Here is an 18,663-nt window from a genome sequence, read left to right on the forward strand (position 1 = left end):
AAGTTTCACTCCGATTAGCCCCGCATCACATCTCGTCTTACCTTGCCTGCCGGCGGCCTTCTTTGTCAGGGCAAAGAAGCAAACCCCTCAGGCTGTGTCCCCGGCTGATCAATAATCCGGTCACTGCTGGCCTAAAAAGCAAAAACTCGCCTCAAACTGATCCTTCGAAGTCTGGAACTGTCGGGAGTCGAAGCCCTTCGGAAACGCAGCAACTCTGTGTTGGCTCATACAACTTGCTTTTCTTAACGGCCACCAGCAACCGCATTAGTGGCCGGGGCCAAGGCCGAAGTAGCTGCGCAATGAAAATAGTCAGAGGCACCGGTAGATAAGTTCTACTCCAACTGAACCCAACAGGAAAATTATGCGACCAGAAGTCGCTTTTCTCCGCTATTCACCCGAGGTGAAGGCGGCCGGACCAAAGCTTATACTTGATGCTCCAACTTCCGTAATTGAAAGCAAAGCACAGAACTCCGACACTCCGCCTTCGGCCTTGGCACCGGCAGTGGAATCCGGTTTTTGAAGCCGTTAAAAAATGGAAACTGTCTGAGCGTTTCCAAAACCCAAAAATCTGCGCCAAAGATTTTGATCAACCAGCAAGCCAGGAAGCAACCCAACCAACGCCGACGCGAGTTTTTCCATTTTAGGCTTCAACAATTGGATTCCACGATCAGCCGGTGGCGCAGCCTTGATTTTTTTGGTTCGTTTTTTTATCAAGAAAAAAATGAACGGGCAAAACGAGAAGAAGCGCAGTCCTCGGGCACCGGTACTCCGATTGAGCCCGCGCTACATCCCGTCTCACCTTGCCTGCCGGCGGCCCTCAATGCCGAACTTCAGTTTTTCAGGAGAGTCGGACCGGATCGGGATACTAAATATTCGCTCAGCAATCAAAGTGTAGAGTGCAGAACGCAGAGTGCAGTCCCTCCGCCTTCGGCCTTGGCACCGGCAGTGGAATCCGGTTTTTGAAGCCGTTTAAAAATGGAAACTGTCTGAGCGTTCCCGAAGCCCCAGGATCTGCACCAAAGATTTCGACCAACCAACAAGCCAGGAAACAACCTAACCAACGCCGACGCGAGTTTTTCCATTTTAGGCTTCAGAAATTGGATTCCACGATCAGCCGGTGGCGCAGCCTTGATTTTTTTGGTTCGTTTTTTTATCAAGAAAAAAATGAACGGGCAAAACGAGAAGAAGCGCAGTCCTCGGGCACCGGAAGAGGAGTCTCACTCCGATCAAACCTCTACGCACCAATCAAGCAACCTGAAGTCGCTAATCCCTGCTATTCACCGGAGGTGAAGGCGGCCGAGGAGCTGCAGCCTCCAGCAAAACCACAACCATCAAAAATGAAAGCGGTAAATTTGCCCAACTACAGAGTAAGCTAATTAAACTATCGACATGACAAACAGGGACGAATACTTCATGAAACGAGCCATCGAGATGGCAGAAAAAGGAATGTCGATGAACGCGGGAGGCCCCTTCGGTTGTGTGATCACCAAAGACAACGAAATCATCGCCGAAGGCTTCAACCGGGTAACCTCCACGAACGACCCAACCGCTCACGCCGAAGTAGTCGCCATCAGAGAAGCCTGTAAAAAGCTGGGATCGCACCAGCTTGAGGACTGTACCATCTACGCCTCCTGCGAACCCTGCCCAATGTGTTTCGGTGCGATCTACTGGGCAAGGCCCAAGCAGGTATATTTCGCCTGCACAAAAGAAGATGCCGCAAAAATCAACTTCGACGATCAGTTCATCTACGATGAATTAGAGAAAGAGATTGACGACCGGCAAATCAACTTCATCAGCCTGCTCAGGAAAGACGCCATTCATGTCTTCGACAAATGGGCCGAGAAGGTAGACAAGGTGAAATACTAGTACTCAAAGACATCCCAATCTCATTTATCAGGAAAATGCACGCAAGGTAACGGAGACCCTGCGTCCGGTATACTTCTTCGACTTCGGTACTTCGTGGGTCCAGGCCAGGTTGGTATCCCAGGGAATAACGAGGGCTGATCCGTCCGTGAGCAGGGTGTCCTTAAAGCCCTGTCCGCCCCAGGGGCGGAAACGAAAAATCCGATCTTCCCCCAACGAAATGGTCACAATCGGAGTGTCCGGAATCAGCCCGGTACGGCTGTCGCGGTGCTTGCCCATGTAGTGCCCGGCGGCGCCATCGTACCAGTTGAGCAGAAAACCATTCAGCCGCTCGTCGACGTTGGCCCGCGACCAATCAAGAAATTGCTGCAGTTGAGGAGTAATCGGCACGGCATTATTCCGTGAGCCGGAATACCGGTAATCACGCCCGTAAGCTTGTTGCCACCGCGGAGTTTTCACCTCTTTTCCGTGCATAACCAGGGTGTGGTATTCATCGGGGTGCATGTCCCATAATTCGTCAAATTCAAGGTATTCTCTCAATTCCTGTACCGGAAAGCCCGTCGTATACACTACGTGATCGGGGTCAAGAGAAACAGACGTAAAGATTTCTGAATTAAGCATCCTGCAAAATACAAACAAAAACACGTTTTAAATAAAATACAACCTTAAAAGTTTCATTTAATTCTTTTTCGGAATGTACCTTCGGCAAACAAACGATGTATTGATCAACAAATACTCACAATGGCTACACAAAGCAGACTTCCGTTTGTTAGGTTTCCCATGGACACATTAATAACTATTGCGGGCTGGGTTGGTGCTTTGGGATTACTCTTCGCTTTCGTCGGTTCCTCACTGGATAAACTGGACAACCTCGGCACGCCTTATCACCTCATCAATTTCGTTTGCTCGGTACTATTGATCGTCAACGCAGCGGCTAACAGTGCTTACCCATTCGTTGTTATCAACTCGTTTTGGTCGCTGATGTCAGCTTATGCTATCGGTAAAAACCTTTTGGGCCGACCATCCTGACAAACCTATACCTCACCATAAAGCCTTTCAGCTAATGCTAAGATTTTCAATTCTGGGCCTGCTCCTTTTCAGTCTCAGTCTACTCTCTGCCCAACGCGAAGCAGACTACATTGACGCCCTGGCGCTTCATCTTGGAGCCCAAAAAGAAGTCGCCGTAACCAGCGGCCGTGTCGACCTCGAAACAGCCACCCACGCCATCGAGGTGGAACGCGCACCGAAGTGGAAAAACAGTATCGGTCAGGCCCTGTGGTACGGCCTTCAGCGCAACAAACAGCCGGGTATAATCCTTTTGGTAGAATCTCCCGCTCAACGGAAATATGCTATCCAGTTAGGTTCTGCCCTCGATTATGCCGGTCTTGGCAACAGCATCACCGTGTGGCTATGGCCGGATGATTTCCCCGGCGTCGAACCACGGGCCGCTGCAGCGTCTGAACAGCAACAACCCGCTGCCGGAACCGGGCAGTACTGGCTCAATCTGAACGGCAACAAACGACACAAGAGTAGCTGCCGCTGGTTTAAGAACACAGCAAAAGGGCGACTTTGCACGGCAGACGAAGGCGTGGCGGCGGGCTGCTGCCGCTAGCCTACCCGGAGGGATTCCCGCTGAAAACAACCGGCTGAACAATTCTGCCCTACCCGCCTTCTACGGCCACTAATTACGAACAAACAACCACTTCACCGCGGAGTAGGCGCCCTTGAAAACGTAGCCTAAAGGCCCCGGCCTGGCCCGACGGGCCAGATCAACGGAAATGGAGGAATAGGCTTCCTGCTGATCAATGCGGTTGATCCGGCCCTTCAGTAAATCTATGGTTTCGGTGAGGCGTTCCAGTTCACGCTCCACCAGGAGCGTCTCTTCTACGTTTTGGGCCCTGGCCAGTAATTCGAGGTAGCGCTGGCGTGCTTTTTCGGCGTTGTCCAGCCGGATGCCCATATCGAAGTACGCTTCCGTTACGTCTTCGGCGGTAATGTTTTTGCGGGTCACCTCTCCCAGCGTACTGATACGGCTGATCACCTCGTCCAGCTCGGCGGCTGGTACACGGATGGTTGCTCCGTAGCTGCTTGTCCGGTTCACATAACCATCGAACTCCTTCGTCATTGCCACAATCACACTTAGTGCCGAATCCGGTTCAGCAACGGTGACTCCAAGGCTGGCCGAGTAAAGGAGCTTACGCTCGTCGTCATTTACCTGTTGTTCAGACCTTTCGCCATCAAAATATGCTGCCCCCACTCCGGAGGCAAGGTAGGCTTTGGAGCTGCAGCCAGAGAGGGCGAGCACAATAGACAGGATAAATAGTGTAGCGTATTTCATTGTATCAGTTAACGATGTATTCACTGATCTTCTTGCGTAGCCGCGCAGCGGCTACCGGGCTGGCGGCTCCGAGTTGCTTTAGTATCAGCTCGGCTTCTTCCCGGTAGGCCATCCTTTTTTCCTTAGGCCAGGACGGAGGCGGAGGCGAAAGGTTATCGATGCGGTCGCACAGTTTAACGATCGCCACCTCGCGGGGCTGCGCGAGGATTCGGGCCAGGCTGTCTTCCATCTGAGCGCGCTTTGTAGGCAGTGTTTCGTTCTTGGTGAGTGCTCGTACGCCGGCGAGCACTTCATCGCCGAACTGCTCGCTGAGTGCTTCATCCTTTAGGCTGGTATCCTCGAGGCTGTCGTGCAGGATGGCGCACAGCCGGGTAAGTTTAGCGTTCAGTCCGGGTTCCTGGCTGAGGACGTAATTGACCTCGATGAGCACCGCACCAAGGTGGGTCAGGTAAGGAACCGAAACATCTTTTTCGGGAGTCTTGTAGCGCTGGCCGTCGTGCAGGCGGGAAGCCAAAAGCCAGGCTTTTTTAATGGTATCAGGCATAGTGGGTCAATTTACGCAGCGCAGACGCAGGATACAAATCTGTTCAGCGGTATTCAGATTGCTGTCTTCTGAGCTTTAACCAGAAGGCCTGAAGGTTACACCAAAGAATACACTGCATACCTGAACTGATACGAGGAGGCTTTGCCTTCTGCTGAAGGCATGACGAACAGAGCTTTCCGAAGGAGTTCGAAAACTTACTGACCAAAAGACTTGTCTTCCGGTTCGGTTCCTTGCCTTTCAACGTTCGTTGCACCTGCGGCCGCGCCTAAACCGCCCTTACTGTACCCGCGCTACAAGGCCTTCCAACTCCCGGTAACTACTGATCTGGCCTCTGTTGAAGTAGCGTTGCCCATTGCGGTAAAACAACGTAACGGGAATAGAACTGCGTTGCCATTGCTGATCGACTTTGTAAATCCAACCATCGTAGAAATTATCGGTAAATGCTACTACCGGCAGATTGAGCGGCCGGCTCTCGACGAAGTCTTTCATTTTGCTGCGGACGTCTTCCGGCTTATCAAGACTGATCATGACCACCTGTACATCGTTACGGCTCGTCTCGTTGGTCAGTTGCTCAAAGAAAGCCATCTCAGTGATGCACGGCCGGCACCAGGTTGCCCAAAAATTGATGACGTAGGTGATGTTATCGTCTTTGCGCTGTAACAATGGTTCGATTTCCGAGAAAGAAGCATAGACCGGGTACTTCAAACCGGGGTCGTTAGCAGTAAGAAGCGCCTTCATTTGGGGAGAAACCACTCCGGCGGCATTACTCGCGCCAGCGGGCTTAAACAATGCACAACTGGTCAGAGTCAGAAACAGAGCGAGTACCGGGAAGATTTTCATAGATTGATTTTGAAGGCTAATACGGTGGCAAAGGATGTTTTGTTGTGTACACGGGCCTGTGTATGCAAGCATACTTCTTCAAAAAGGATTCGTGCCTTGCAACCATTCGTTCGGCCTACCGTCTTTGGGTCAGAACCCAAAGTGCCTCCGGCAGGTAATAAAGCCTTTCCGGAAAATTGAAACATCTGTATTCATACTCAAAACATCAGAACCCGAATTTACTTACCTTACCTTTCCATTCTAACCAGAACCACCCAAATGAAATTTCGCCTCTTTTTTGTCCTGGCTGCCCTGTGCTTTGCCGGGACATCCCACGCCCAGACCCGGTTGCTCAGCAACCCTGCCATCAGCAGTAACCATATTGCCTTCAGTTACGCTGGCGATCTTTGGATCGCGGACAGTAACGGCAGCAACCCTCGCCGGCTTACCATCGATGACGGAGCAGAGATCGCTCCCCTATTCAGCCCCGATGGTCAAACCCTTGCCTTCACCGGCCAGTACGACGGAAACTACGATGTTTACACCGTCCCCGTAACCGGCGGAATCCCCAAACGGCTGACCTGGCACCCCGATGCCGACATTGTACAGGACTTTACCCCCGACGGCAAAGATCTTCTGTTTACCTCCCGCCGGGACGTGTTCACCAACCGCTTTAACCACGCCTTCACCATCGGCCTCGGGGGTGGCGCAGCCACGCCACTCAACATCCCCACCATCAATGATGCTGCTTACTCCGCCGACGGGAAACACCTCGCCTATACTCCCCTGGGCGATCGCTCAAGCATGTGGAAAAATTACCGGGGCGGCACCATCTCCCGCATCTGGGTAATGGACATGTCGGATAACTCCGTCGTTGAAATCCCTAAACCCGAAGGCGGTTGCAACGACAACCAGCCACGCTGGATCGACGGCAAAGTCTACTTCCGCAGCGACCGCAACAAAGAATACAACCTCTACGAATTCGACCCCGCGACCAAGGCCGTGAAACAACTGACAAAGTTCAAAGACTTCCCCGTCCTCAACATCAATTCAGGTGGCGGAAAAGTCATCTTTGAGCAGGCAGGTTATCTGCACATTTACGACCCCGCAAGCGGCAAGCACCGGCAGGTAAGCATCACGGTAAATACCGACATCATCGACGTCCGCCCTTACTGGGTTTCCGGTGCGCAAAACATCCGCCACGCCGGTGCTTCTCCGTCCGGCAAACGCGTAGTGGCCGACTTCCGCGGCGAGGTCCTCACCGCCCCCGTAGAGAACGGCGACGTGCAGAACCTGAGCAACACCCCCGGTGTACACGAAACACATCCACGCTGGAGCCCGGACGGCAAAACGATCGCCTACTTCTCCGATGCTTCCGGAGAGTACGCGCTTCACCTCTACGACAACAAGCGCAAGGAGGCTAAGTCTATCGCCCTCACCGGAACCGGATTTTACGCCTTCCCGCACTGGTCTCCCGACAGTAAAAAGATTGCATTCGTGGACAACGGACGCAACCTTTACTTCCTTGATATTCCGTCAGGAAAAATAAGCAAAGTAGCCACCGACGATGCCTACTTCCCCGGCGATTACCGCGAACTGTTCGGTTCGTGGTCCAAAGACAGTAAATGGCTGGCCTACTCCAAAATAACGGAGACCAACTTCGAACGTGCCTACATCTACAACACTGAAACCGGGGAGAGCAAAGCCGTATCCGATCCGCTGGCCAACGTCACCGATCCTACCTTCGATGCTTCCGGCAAGTACCTCTACCTCTCCGTTTCAACGGATGCGGGCCCGGTCATCAATTGGTTTCAGCAGTCGAGCAACGACATGCGGATCACCAACGACATTTACCTGCTGACGCTGCAGAACGACGAAGTTTCTCCGCTCATCCGCCGCAACGATCTCGAAGAGATTGAAGAAGACGGCGAGGACGCAGGTGCAAAGGAGGCTGAAGAGAGCAAAGACGAGACTGTCCGCATCGATTTCGATGGTATCGAAAGCCGCATCGTTCATCTCCCCATCGGCAACGGCAACTTTTACAACCTCGAATCCGCCAAGCCCGGCGAGCTGCTCTACATCTCGAGCGGCGACGAAGGAAACACCCTCCACCGCTACTCGCTGACGGAGCGCGAAGACAAAGAATTCATGCCCGCCTCCTGGTTCGAAGTAACCGGTGATGGAAGCCACCTCTTCGTTGGTGCCCGCGGGCAATGGGCCGTAACGTCGGTAGGCAACCCCACCGCCAAAGATCTCAAATCTCCCGACAGCTACGGCATGAAAGTGAAGATTGAACCCCTCACGGAGTTCCCCAATATCTTCAATGAGATGTGGCGCGTCAACCGTGATTATTTCTACGACCCCGGAATGCACGGCGTAGACTGGGAAGCCATGAAGAAGAAATACCAGGCCTTTCTGCCGCACGTAAAAACACGCCCTGACCTGTACCGCGTGATGGAATGGATGGGTTCTGAACTTGGCGTTGGTCACCACCGCTTCGGCAGCCGGGGTACGCGCCTCAACAATCCCGACCGCGTAGGCGGCGGCCTGCTCGGCGCCGACTATACCGTAGAGAACAACCGCTACCGCATCACCAAAATCTACGGGGGGCTGAACTGGAACGGCGATCTCCGCAGCCCGCTTACCGAACCCGGCGTAAACGTTAAGGAAGGCGAATACATCCTGGCCGTTAACGGTGAGGACGTAGTTGGCACCGACAACTTTTACCGCTTTTTCGAAGAGACGGCCGACAAACTCGTAGAACTGACCGTTGGCCCCAATGCCGACGGCAGCGGTTCGCGCACCGTGATGGTTACACCTGTGAGCAACGATTATGCGTTGCGCAACCGCGACTGGGTAGAGGGTAACATCAAAAAAGTAGATGAAGCCACCAACGGGCAGGTAGCCTACGTATACGTACCCAACACGGGGGGCGGTGGTTTTCAGTACTTCAAGCGCTACTTCTTCCCGCAGGTAAATAAAAAGGCCATCATCGTAGACGAGCGCTTCAACGGCGGCGGGCAGATTGCCGATTATTACATCGAACACCTGATGCGCCCCTACCAGAACAGCTGGACCTACCGCTACGGCAGAGATCAACACGCTCCGGTGGCCGCCATCCACGGTCCTAAAGTGTTGCTCACCGACGAAACGGCGGGATCCGGAGGTGACCTCTTCCCCTACCTCTGGCGGAAGAACAATCTCGGGCCCATCATCGGGAAACGTACCTGGGGTGGCCTCGTTGGCGTACTCGGCTATCCTGAATTCATCGACGGCGGCTCAGTGACTGCGCCCAACGTCGGCTTCTGGGATAAGGATGGCTACCGCGTCGAAAACGAAGGCGTTGCACCCGACATCGAAGTCGAGCAATGGCCCGCCGAAGTAATGTCTGGCAAAGACCCCCAATTAGAGCGGGCGATTATGGAGGTGATGAAATCTCTGAAAGCAAAGCCCGTTACCGAGCCTAAACGACCACCGTTCGAAAAGCGGGGCTCGGCGGGGTACTAAGCTCTCTATTGGTTCCGAAAAGCTGCTGTCCGGCCGCCTTGCGTTCGCCGTTTTTTTGCCCGTGGGCGGAGGAACAGCCAACGCAAGGCGGCCGAATAGTATCTTACCCCCGTGAAAACACTCACCTTACGCATATCCAACAGTGGCGCGCACTTCAGCGACACCGGGTTCATCCCCTGGTCTGCAACCAACCTGCCGTCCGGTGATTTTCGTTTCAGCGAGCGGACCGATATTTACTGGCAAGTCATCATGCTGGCTTACGATAAGAATACGGCACGGCTGCGGGTGCAGGTATTGGATTTTGAAGCAAAGCCAGAAAGCTTTGTTCCCGGCCGGGAGATGAAGTCTCCGGTGCGCATGCTCGAGTTTATGCCGTTAGCGGAAGCCCCCTTCAAGGCACAGCTGTCTTACTACAAAGCTGGTGCGCTGAAGGATATTTTGCTGCCGAAGACCAGTGTCGATGAACCCGCTTTGCATCCTGCGTCCGCGCCCGGTGAGGAGGCTACGTCTTCGTCAGTCCGCCCGGTACAATTCACTTATCCCCTCCTCGATCTGACCTTTGCCAACGGCGGTGTGAAGGGCGAAGTCGACCTGCCCGGCATCAACGAATTGCTTCCTTTCAAGATCATCAACGACCACATCGTGGCCGAATTTGACGCCATCAAAGCTTTTTTCGTCAAAGCCCTGAAACGGCAGACCATCAAGGTCAGTACAACCCTGCGCTTTGTGGACGGAGAGCCGCAACTGGGCCGCGCCACGTCGCCTCAAATAGACAGGATCAACGGCGAGATGCTTGAGCTTTTCCGGGCCCGCGCCGTAAAGTCACTTCTCAACTTCGACCCCGTCAAAACGGTAGACAAATCGCTCTTCACCCCGGAGGATGTCTTTGCCAGCCTCGACGACGACGAACTCGGAAAAGCAACTTTACCGACCGACGGCCACGACCTGCTGGCCGAAATACTTCGTCACAAAAAGGTCCGCAATGCCCGTCAGCTTGAGTTTTTGGCGGGTACCCTCCACGAAGCCCATACTAAACTTCGCTACGTCCTTTCCCCCTCCTTCGGCTTCGTCTTTCTGGCCACCGGCCAGGATGCCAACCATTTCATCCTCGAACTTCTGGACAGTCACGCCACCTACGTTTGGTCCATCCCCAAAGCGTGGGAGAGCCTGAACGCGCAGTTTCGTTCCGTAGAACGGGAAATTGCCGCCATTGGGCAACTTGGCCGGGGGCAATACCGCCGGACGCTGCACTTCGAGCACGAATTCTGGTTCGTTATTCACGAAAATGCCGAATCGGGTCTGGTGGACGGCTTCCCCCGGTGGAGGAATCGACTGCTGGAAGGATTGGTATAATTCATATTCTCGTTTTACCCTACATCAAGTTTCCCTCAACCCCGGGATTCCGTTCATTTTTGAGCTATTTAAAAGTGGCCGGGGAGAGTATATACCGGAACCAAAGTGGTTAAGTCTTTACCGCCAAACAACATTCTGGTAACAAAAACACAATAAATGTTTAAATGCATATTTACCATAAGTTTAAACGCTCAGCAGTCTTGCATTTTACATGTGAAAACATCATTAATTTCCGTATTAAATTATTCGTAATTAATTAAACCGAAGCTCATTTTTACTCGAAAAACAGCGCAGGGTTATTCATACTTTCATAATATCAAATAGTTGATCAATCGGTGGTGCAATGGGGACATTTGTTTTTTTTAACAAACCAATACCACACACCATGAGATCATTTTTTCTTTCACTAACCATACTACTGGTTGGTGGGCTTGCCCACGGCCAGCTCGTATTTCCTTTCGAGATCGATGCTCCTACCGACTACACCCCCAACCGCGTTGTGATGCCCGGCAGCCCGCTGAGCCTTCAGGTACTGTTCATTGGTGGTACCGACATGGTACAGACCACTGCAACCTACGGTAACGAAGCCGGCCAGACCCACGCCAAAGAATGGCACGACTTCATCGGCTTTACTCCCGATGAGACCGGCGAAAGTCTGGGTTGGGTTTCGGTCAACCACGAGAGCATTTACCGCGACGACCGCATCGGCGACGGTGGCGGCATGTCCGTTTTCAGAGTTGAGCGCGACGAAATCTCCGGCGACCTTAACATCCTTGACCAAACCCTCGATGACGGCCGCTCCGGCAAGTTCTTCAACGTAGACTTCGTGAACACCGTTGGCGAAACCGGCATGAACTGTGGAGGCATCAGCTCAGTAGTAGACGGCCGTATATGGACCGCAGAAGAGTGGTTCCGCGGCAACAATGCCTCTATCAACAACGGTGTCTTTTCTAACGACAACGCATTCGGTTCCGGCCCTTACGGCATTGGTTACAACGAAGAAGGCGGCAGCAACACAGCTAACCAGGGTGTACGTGACCTTCGCCCCTTCGAAGTTGACGCTCCTGAGTTCCCCTTCATCCACGGCGATACCATTGCCAAGTATGAGAACTTCAACTGGATGGTTGAAATCGACCCGAAACAAGCTAAAGCCATCCGCAAGCAGTACAACTTCGGCCGTCAGGGTTTCGAAGGAGGAACTGTTTCTCCGGACAACAAGTACATCTACCTCGGTGTAGACGCTACTCCTGGTTTCTGGATGCGTTTCGTTGCTGACACTCCCGGTGACTTCACTCAGGGCGATATCCAGGTCTACAAGCACGACGCTGACGAAAAATGGATCACCATCGAGCAAACCGCTGAGAAGATGCTCGACTTCGGTACACAGGCGGTTGCAGCCGGTGCAACTATGTACAACCGCAACGAGTGGGTAGCCATCGACGCTACCACCGGTATCGTTTACTGGACCGAGACCGGCCGCGACAAACCCGGTGGCAACTGGAGCGATGAAGCCGCTAACGGTGCCGTTTACGCTCCTCACCACCTTGCCCGTGCAGCTGCTCAAGGTGTTGAAGGCCCTGGTTCATCTGATTACTGGGACTACTACGGCCGCGTACTTCAGTACGACCCCGCAACCGAAGAAGTTTCTGTTGTTATTGAAGGTGGCCCTTACTTCGAAGAAAGCCCAACCCAGGCAGATTACCCAACCAAGCACCTCTCTAACCCTGACGGCCTCAACGTGATGACCATCGACGGAGAGCAGTTCCTCGTTATCATGGAAGACCTCAACGGTGAAACCTTCGGTCGTATGCCGCTCGAGAACAACTCCGGTGGTACTGGTATCCGTCACCGTATGTGTGAAATGTACCTCCTCCAGATCACCGACCGTGACACTGTAGCCAGCGTAGACGAACTGGTTCGTCTCACGGTTACTCCCGTAGGAGCTGAAATTACCGGGGCCATCGCTACCCCCGACGGCAAAAGCCTTCTGGTAAACAGCCAGCACCCAAGTGGCGCCAACCCATTCCCGTTCAACCACTCACTGACCTTTGCCATCCACGGCTTTGACAACCTGACCGTTACCGGCCTGCAGGCTCCTGATATCAACGGTGACCGGGACCGCTTCGCGATCTACCCTAACCCGACTACACAGATTGTGTACTTCAATACCAACCAGGACGTGGCACTCTACAACGCCAACGGTCAGCGCCTGCGCGTTTACCGTAACGTAGACAGCATCGACGTTGCTAACCTTCCTTCCGGCATGTACTACCTGCGTAGTGAAGACGGACAGGTGGTTGAGCTCGTAAAACAGTAACCACGGCTGAAGAGAAATGAGTTTGCACAGCAAGCGAATTCCTCCTCAACCCCTTCAGTTCCGGCCGGCCGGTGCCTTAACCAGCACCGGCCGGCTTTTTTTAAGAGTTTCAAGCTATCGACGTATGAAATCCCTCCTTTTTGTGGGCAAAGCATTGCTTTTTTCCTGTAGTTATATTTTTCTGGGTCACTTCCTGAGTATCGGTGATCTTTTCCCTCCTGAAAACGAGCTTGACCAGGCCCTCTTTCAGACCACTGAAGATTTTCACTCCGACCTTTCAGAACTGGAAAACCGTCTGACAACCTACGCACAACTGGCCGCCAACGACCATACACCCGTAAACGATTTACGGGAGATTCACACCAGTTGCCGCGAACAATTCAAAAGAACTGAATTCCTGTTGGAATACATCGAGCCTGCTACCGTCAGGCTGCACCTTAATGGCGCTCCCCTCCCTAAAACAGAACCCTCGGTCCCCGAGGTCGTCGTGATCGAACCCGGCGGGCTGCAAACCCTCGACGAAATGGTTTCCGAACCGGAGATTGACCGCAAGGCTATTGCCAATATCGCTTCTAAGCTTCTTAAAGACTACCAATTGCTGTACCGCCAGGTCAGCGCCCGCAGACTTCAGCACCGCCATGTATTTGAAGGAGCGCGGGAAGAAATTCTCCGCATTTTCACCCTGGGGGTGACCGGATTCGATACTCCGGGTACGGGCGCAGCCCTCCCTGAAAGCCGTATCGCGCTGCAAACCATCGCAAAAGCATACGCTGGCTACAGCAACAGTGCTGCTGCCAGGGCTCCGCAAGCAAACGCGCGCATTACCGAAGCCCTGCAACTGGGCGACGAGATGCTGGCCACCAACGACTTTGATGGCTTCGACCGCCTCCGGTTTCTACGTGAAGTAATAAATCCACTCACCGAGAATTTGCCCCGCGTACAAGCAGCGCTGGAGATAGAATCTATTGCGGATTATACCTTACTCCCCCACCCCGTCAACCCTCAGCCTTCCACGCTCTTCGACGCCGACTTCCTCAACGCAGACTACTACGCTAACCTGAGCGATTCCCCCAACCGAAAAGCCCGGCTCGAACTCGGAGAGTTACTGTTCTTCGACCCAATACTCAGCAACAACCTCAAAACGAGTTGTGCAAGTTGCCACCAACCTGGCAAAGCATTTACCGATGGACGGCAGCGCAGCCTCTCCAACGATGGCAAAAGCATGGTACAGCGCAACGCCCCTACTCTGGTTAACAGCGTATTTGCTGAGAAATACTTTCACGACCTCAGGGAAGAACATCTTGAGCGCCAAATGAACCACGTCGTCGCCAATGAACTGGAATTTGCAACTGACTTTATCACCATCGAAAAGCGGCTGCGGCAAAGCGAAGAATACAAAGCGCTGTTTGCAGCAGCATACGCCGATCAACCCAAATACCAACTCAGTAAATGGAGCATCAGTGATGCCCTGAGCAACTACGTCATGAGCCTCCGGTCGCAAAACAGTGTATTTGATCGATTCGCCCGGGGCGAAAGCGAAGAACTGGCCGAGGAAGTACGTCGTGGATTCAATGTATTTATGGGCAAAGCAACTTGCGGGACCTGTCATTTCGCGCCAACCTTTAGTGGTTTGGTTCCTCCGCACTTCGCCGAGAGCGAAAGTGAAGTCCTGGGGGTTCCCGCCGATTCTTTGTGGACCAACGCCGAGCTCGACGCCGATCCCGGCCGGATCGCCAACCGTTTACCCCGTGACGAAGCTTACTTCTACGCCTTTGCCTTCAAAACCCCTACGGTGCGTAACATCGCCGTTACCGGCCCGTACATGCACAACGGAGTGTACACCGACCTGCGGCAGGTGATGGAATTTTACAATCTTGGTGGTGGGGCTGGCATAGGGATAAACGTTCCACACCAAACGCTGCCCGGGGGCGCTCTGAACCTCTCCGAAACGGAAATAGCGGACGTGATTACATTCATGGAATCTCTGACGGATTATGAATCGCTCAACCACACTCCGGCCAAACTACCCAGCTTCCCTGACAACGAAGCGTGGAACAACCGGAAGGTTGGCGGAGACTATTAGCGCGAGGTATCAAATATTTCTTTGTAGGTCTTTTGCGGCAACCGGCTTCTGCTAAAACGCCGTAGCCAGCTCTGGTTTTCCGGCAACATTGCGACCTTTACGGCCAAATCCGGATAATAACAGATCCGGCCGGCATCAAAAGCCTTCCAATTATGCGATTAATTACCGGCAGCCTGGTAGCACTGCTCTTCATCTGCGTTGCGTGCGGTGAAACAGAACCGCATACCGTCAACGATCTTGAGAACAGTCTGGGGCGGCGCAGCGCAGGTGCAATGAACGGGGATGAAGAGCCAGGTTTTCTGGGTGCTTGTTCCTCTTGCCACGCATTGCCCTCCCCGGGAGATCTTCCTTACGGCATCTGGGATACCGTTGTATTGCCCCGAATGGGGCATTTTCTGGGCCGTTTTCAGCCGGGAGAGCGCGATCAACTGCTGAGCGCCGACCCCGCCGGGCGTCAAAATCTACTGGCGGCCAACGTTTATCCTGCACAGCCGATTGTCGACGATATCGACTGGCAGCGTATCCGCGACCACTACCTGACCAATGCGCCGCAGGAACTACCTGTATCCGCAGAATCTCCAGCCACGACCACAGTCCAATTCACAGCCCGATTCCCGAAACTCTTCATGTCTCCTCCCAGCGGGAGTTTCATCCGCATACCCAAAGACGGCGGAGTGATGATGGCAGATATCAATAAAGGAGCGCTCTATCGGTTCGACAAGAAACTCGAAGCCGTTCAGCAGCTTCCTGCAGCAGGGGGCCTGACTGATCTGACGGGCAACGTAGGGATAACCATCGGGTCTTTTTCACCAACCGACGCCGGAACGGGAGAGTTGTTACGTCTGGGAGCAAATGGCACCGATACTCTTGCAACCGGGCTCCGGCGGCCTACCAGTCTGCTGCGCATCAACACCGACGACGACCCGGAGCAGGAAATCATCGTTACGGAGTATGGCAAATGGACAGGCAGGCTCAGCCTCTTCGACCCAACGCCGTCTGGCAGTTACACTGCGTCGGTGCTGGCGCAACGACCAGGAGCCCTGAAGGTTTTACCGGGCTTTGGCGGGGAAGCACCTTCGGTGTTTGTACTTTTTGGTCAGGGCCGGGAACAGGTAGTTAAGTACACCTTTGACAAAGGAAATATTGTAACGAAGGTGATGCTCGACTTCCCCCCCTCCTACGGATCGGTGAACCTGAGGTGGGCCAACTGGAACGATGACCCCTACCCCGATCTTATTTACATTAACGGAGACAACGCCGACTATGTAAGTCAGCCAAAGCCCTACCACGGCATCCGGATATTTGCCGGCACCGAAAGCGGCGTATTCGAAGAAGCTCTCTTTTTACCACTGGCGGGTGCATACGACGCCGTCGTCGAAGATTTCGACGGTGATGGCGACAGAGACATTGCTGCTATTTCCTTCTTTCCGGACTATGAGAACGACACCCCGGCAGCGGCTGTCTTTTACGAGCATAATGCAGCCGGAGGCTTCACGGCACAGCATCTTCCGGCAGCCGGCAAGGGGCGCTGGCTGCGGCTTTCAGTCGGTGATTACGATCAGGATGGCGACCCCGATCTGGCGGCCTGCTCGCTGGCGATGGAAACAGCAAAAGACCGGGGCGAAATTGCCCGCTGGATTACCGGCGGGCTCCCCTTCATCGTGTGGGAGAACAACAGTGCCAGCGATTGAACCGGACTCCATCGTAATTCAGCTCTCAAAAAGCACGGCTTTGCACCTGCGTCCGCGCCCTAAACGAGCCGGGAAAGAAGAACAAACCCGATTTTCTTTTCCCGTTTAAAAAAGGATGTAACTGGTTTGTCCTATCTTCGCTGAAGAGAGAATCTACAGACCAAACCAACTATTCCATGACAACCCGTTATTTCCTCTGCCTCTTAATGGCGGCGGCCTTCTTCGCGTGCGGCCCGGACCCGAAGCCAATGGTGACGACCGACACGCCCGTCTCCGCCGTTGACTTTAAGCATACCGATAATGTACTCCGCGTCGCACTGAGACAAGAGCCCGAGGGCCTCAACCCTGTCTTAACGGCTCAGGCGGATTCGCGCTACGTACGCGAACTCATCTTCCAAACTCTTAATGGTCAGGACCCTGAGACTTTCGAAGTAATCCCTCTGCTGGCCACTACGCCCGACGTACGCAAAGAATCAGGTGGTGGTGTATCCTACTCTTATGAGATCGATCCCAACGCAAAATGGCCCAACGGACTGCCCGTTACGGCGGCCGACGTGGTCTTCAGCCTAAAAGCGATGATGAACCCTGAAGTAGAGTCCGGCCCCTACAAGCCCTACTATTACAATATCGAATCGGTAATCACCAGTCCCGGTAACGAGCGGCGCTTCCGGGTGATGACCCGCCGGCCCTACCTGCTTGCCAAACAGTCAATTGCAAGCCTGACGGTGTATCCGGAGTACGTTTATGATCCGCAGCAGCTTTTGCGGAAAGTCCGCCTGTCCGACCTTACCGACGAGAAAACCGCCGCACGCCTGAAAGGAAAAGACGAAAACCTGATCGCCTTCGCCAAAGAGTTTAACGACATCAGTACCGCTACCGAGCCCGATAAGGTCGTTGGCAGCGGGCCTTACCGCCTTCTCTCCTGGGAAGCCGGCCAACGGCTCACCCTGGAACAACGCCCCGACTACTGGGCCAAAGACACCCGCAAGGAAGAGCTGCAGGGGAAGCCGGAGCAAATCATCTTCGAGTTCATCCCCGATCCCCAAACGACCGTCAACGCACTACGTGATGAAAAAGTGGACTTTGCCCTCAACCTTTCGGCCGGCCAGTTCCGGGAATTACGGGAAGATGACTTCCTCAAAGCCCGCTATGATTTCGCTACGGTGCCCGGCACCAGCTACTTCGGCCTGACGATGAATATGCGCGAAGGCATCTTTAAGGACAAAGCAACCCGCCAGGCGATGGCTCATCTCGTCGATGTAGATGCGATCATCGAGCAGTTCTTCCCCAACGGACTTGCTTCACGGGTTCACGGCCCGGTCCTGAGTGGTAAAGACTATTACGCAGACCTTCCCCACAAAGACTACTCGCCCGAAAAAGCACTGGCGCTGCTGGAAAGTGCCGGCTGGGAAGACACGAACGGAGACGGTACCCTCGACAAAGAAATCGATGGAGCCAGAAAGGAGTTCAAGTTCAAATTCCTCACCTTCCCCTCCCCGGAAGCAGAAGGCATCGGGGCCCTGATGAAAGAGTGGATGGCTGAAGCGGGCATCGAAGTCGAAGTTGTCGCCATGCCGGGCCGGGCCCTCTACGAAGAGTTGAATAAGGGAGATTTCGACATGGGGCTCCAGGGAATGGGACTTGACCCTAACCCGGATGAGTTCACCCAGGTGTGGGCGTCCACCAGTGTACCGCCAAACGGTACCAACCGGACTGGTTTTGCTAACGCTGAAGCCGACCGGCTGATCAGAAGTATTGCTTCGACCGTGAACGACAAAGACCGCGCGCCCATGTACCAGCGCTTTCAGGAAATCATCCACGAAGAGCAGCCGATGGTGTTCCTCATTTCACCGGCGACCAGAATGGTGGTCTCGAAGCGGTTCTCTTACTCCACCTCACCGATCTCCCCCGGGGTGCGGTTCGGAGCCTTCGAGCAACGCTAAATGCGTACTTCATTGACAATCCACTGATTGCCAAAAGGAGACAGGTAGCGGGTAGAATGAAGCAGTAGCGACGTGCGAAACACAATGGTCCGCTACGATTTTAGGCTTCTAAAAAAGGGTAGGCCCTTAACTTGGTGATTCTCACACCTACCAAGAATGACCTACCCGACGAAAATCGAAACTCTCGCTGCCCAAATATTGCAAA

The 18,663-nt window shown here is 53.7% G+C and carries 14 protein-coding genes; 10 read left to right on the plus strand and 4 right to left on the minus strand.

Annotated features, from left to right (window positions below; all coding sequences use genetic code 11):
• Nucleotides 1-896 precede the first annotated feature (896 nt).
• Nucleotides 897-1,376 (plus strand): hypothetical protein, encoded by a 480-nt coding sequence (locus FUA23_RS05205; RefSeq protein ID WP_147929666.1) that lies wholly within the window; start codon nt 897-899, stop codon nt 1,374-1,376.
• Between the two features lie 13 nt (nt 1,377-1,389).
• Nucleotides 1,390-1,866, plus strand: coding sequence for a nucleoside deaminase (locus FUA23_RS05210; protein ID WP_147929667.1), 477 nt, complete (start codon nt 1,390-1,392; stop codon nt 1,864-1,866).
• 27 nt (nt 1,867-1,893) lie between these two features.
• On the opposite strand, the gene FUA23_RS05215 is transcribed toward FUA23_RS05210, so the two are convergent.
• A complete protein-coding gene (locus tag FUA23_RS05215; protein WP_147929668.1) occupies nt 1,894-2,484 on the minus strand; it encodes an alpha-ketoglutarate-dependent dioxygenase AlkB in 591 nt (196 codons plus the stop codon).
• 159 nt (nt 2,485-2,643) lie between these two features.
• Between FUA23_RS05215 and FUA23_RS05220 the strand changes: the two genes are divergently transcribed.
• Both FUA23_RS05220 and FUA23_RS05225 read left to right on the plus strand, forming a co-directional pair.
• Nucleotides 2,644-2,892: a CBU_0592 family membrane protein gene (locus FUA23_RS05220; RefSeq protein ID WP_147929669.1), complete on the plus strand. Its 249-nt coding sequence runs from the start codon at nt 2,644-2,646 to the stop codon at nt 2,890-2,892.
• A gap of 34 nt (nt 2,893-2,926) precedes the next feature.
• Nucleotides 2,927-3,475, plus strand: a complete 549-nt coding sequence (locus FUA23_RS05225; protein ID WP_147929670.1) for a hypothetical protein — start codon at nt 2,927-2,929, stop codon at nt 3,473-3,475.
• Between the two features lie 69 nt (nt 3,476-3,544).
• Here the strand turns inward: FUA23_RS05225 and FUA23_RS05230 are convergent, their stop codons facing one another.
• From FUA23_RS05230 to FUA23_RS05240, 3 genes are all read right to left on the minus strand, one after another.
• Nucleotides 3,545-4,201, minus strand: coding sequence for a DUF4349 domain-containing protein (locus FUA23_RS05230; protein ID WP_147929671.1), 657 nt, complete (start codon nt 4,199-4,201; stop codon nt 3,545-3,547).
• 4 nt (nt 4,202-4,205) lie between these two features.
• Nucleotides 4,206-4,745: an HD domain-containing protein gene (locus FUA23_RS05235; RefSeq protein WP_147929672.1), complete on the minus strand. Its 540-nt coding sequence runs from the start codon at nt 4,743-4,745 to the stop codon at nt 4,206-4,208.
• A gap of 276 nt (nt 4,746-5,021) precedes the next feature.
• On the minus strand, nt 5,022-5,585 hold the full coding sequence (locus FUA23_RS05240; protein WP_187270894.1) for a TlpA disulfide reductase family protein: 564 nt from the start codon (nt 5,583-5,585) through the stop codon (nt 5,022-5,024).
• A gap of 258 nt (nt 5,586-5,843) precedes the next feature.
• Here FUA23_RS05240 and FUA23_RS05245 point away from each other — a divergent pair, with 258 nt between their 5' ends.
• The 6 genes from FUA23_RS05245 to FUA23_RS05270 all read left to right on the plus strand — a co-directional run bounded on the left by FUA23_RS05245 (nt 5,844) and on the right by FUA23_RS05270 (nt 18,458).
• The gene (locus FUA23_RS05245) at nt 5,844-9,071 is read left to right on the plus strand and encodes a S41 family peptidase (protein WP_246144037.1); all 3,228 of its coding nucleotides are present in this window, start codon (nt 5,844-5,846) and stop codon (nt 9,069-9,071) included.
• Between the two features lie 111 nt (nt 9,072-9,182).
• Complete coding sequence (locus FUA23_RS05250) at nt 9,183-10,424, plus strand: hypothetical protein (protein ID WP_147929674.1); 1,242 nt, start codon at nt 9,183-9,185, stop codon at nt 10,422-10,424.
• A 385-nt stretch (nt 10,425-10,809) separates the two neighbouring features.
• Nucleotides 10,810-12,741: an alkaline phosphatase PhoX gene (locus FUA23_RS05255; protein WP_147929675.1), complete on the plus strand. Its 1,932-nt coding sequence runs from the start codon at nt 10,810-10,812 to the stop codon at nt 12,739-12,741.
• A gap of 124 nt (nt 12,742-12,865) precedes the next feature.
• Complete coding sequence (locus tag FUA23_RS05260; protein WP_187270895.1) at nt 12,866-14,824, plus strand: cytochrome-c peroxidase; 1,959 nt, start codon at nt 12,866-12,868, stop codon at nt 14,822-14,824.
• 152 nt (nt 14,825-14,976) lie between these two features.
• A complete protein-coding gene (locus FUA23_RS05265) occupies nt 14,977-16,515 on the plus strand; it encodes an FG-GAP repeat domain-containing protein (protein ID WP_147929677.1) in 1,539 nt (512 codons plus the stop codon).
• 176 nt (nt 16,516-16,691) lie between these two features.
• Complete coding sequence (locus tag FUA23_RS05270) at nt 16,692-18,458, plus strand: ABC transporter substrate-binding protein (protein ID WP_147929678.1); 1,767 nt, start codon at nt 16,692-16,694, stop codon at nt 18,456-18,458.
• Nucleotides 18,459-18,663 lie beyond the last annotated feature (205 nt).

Origin of the sequence: Neolewinella aurantiaca (assembly GCF_008014675.1) — a bacterium.
GTDB lineage: Bacteria > Bacteroidota > Bacteroidia > Chitinophagales > Saprospiraceae > Neolewinella > Neolewinella aurantiaca.

Coding starts and splice junctions, on each gene's coding strand:
- FUA23_RS05270 (WP_147929678.1), top strand. CDS start 16,692: ATGACAACCCGTTATTTCCTCTGCCTCTTAATGGCGGCGGCCTTCTTC.
- FUA23_RS05225 (WP_147929670.1), top strand. CDS start 2,927: ATGCTAAGATTTTCAATTCTGGGCCTGCTCCTTTTCAGTCTCAGTCTA.
- FUA23_RS05265 (WP_147929677.1), top strand. CDS start 14,977: ATGCGATTAATTACCGGCAGCCTGGTAGCACTGCTCTTCATCTGCGTT.
- FUA23_RS05220 (WP_147929669.1), top strand. CDS start 2,644: ATGGACACATTAATAACTATTGCGGGCTGGGTTGGTGCTTTGGGATTA.
- FUA23_RS05235 (WP_147929672.1), bottom strand. CDS start 4,745: ATGCCTGATACCATTAAAAAAGCCTGGCTTTTGGCTTCCCGCCTGCAC.
- FUA23_RS05245 (WP_246144037.1), top strand. CDS start 5,844: ATGAAATTTCGCCTCTTTTTTGTCCTGGCTGCCCTGTGCTTTGCCGGG.
- FUA23_RS05215 (WP_147929668.1), bottom strand. CDS start 2,484: ATGCTTAATTCAGAAATCTTTACGTCTGTTTCTCTTGACCCCGATCAC.
- FUA23_RS05240 (WP_187270894.1), bottom strand. CDS start 5,585: ATGAAAATCTTCCCGGTACTCGCTCTGTTTCTGACTCTGACCAGTTGT.
- FUA23_RS05210 (WP_147929667.1), top strand. CDS start 1,390: ATGACAAACAGGGACGAATACTTCATGAAACGAGCCATCGAGATGGCA.
- FUA23_RS05255 (WP_147929675.1), top strand. CDS start 10,810: ATGAGATCATTTTTTCTTTCACTAACCATACTACTGGTTGGTGGGCTT.
- FUA23_RS05260 (WP_187270895.1), top strand. CDS start 12,866: ATGAAATCCCTCCTTTTTGTGGGCAAAGCATTGCTTTTTTCCTGTAGT.
- FUA23_RS05230 (WP_147929671.1), bottom strand. CDS start 4,201: ATGAAATACGCTACACTATTTATCCTGTCTATTGTGCTCGCCCTCTCT.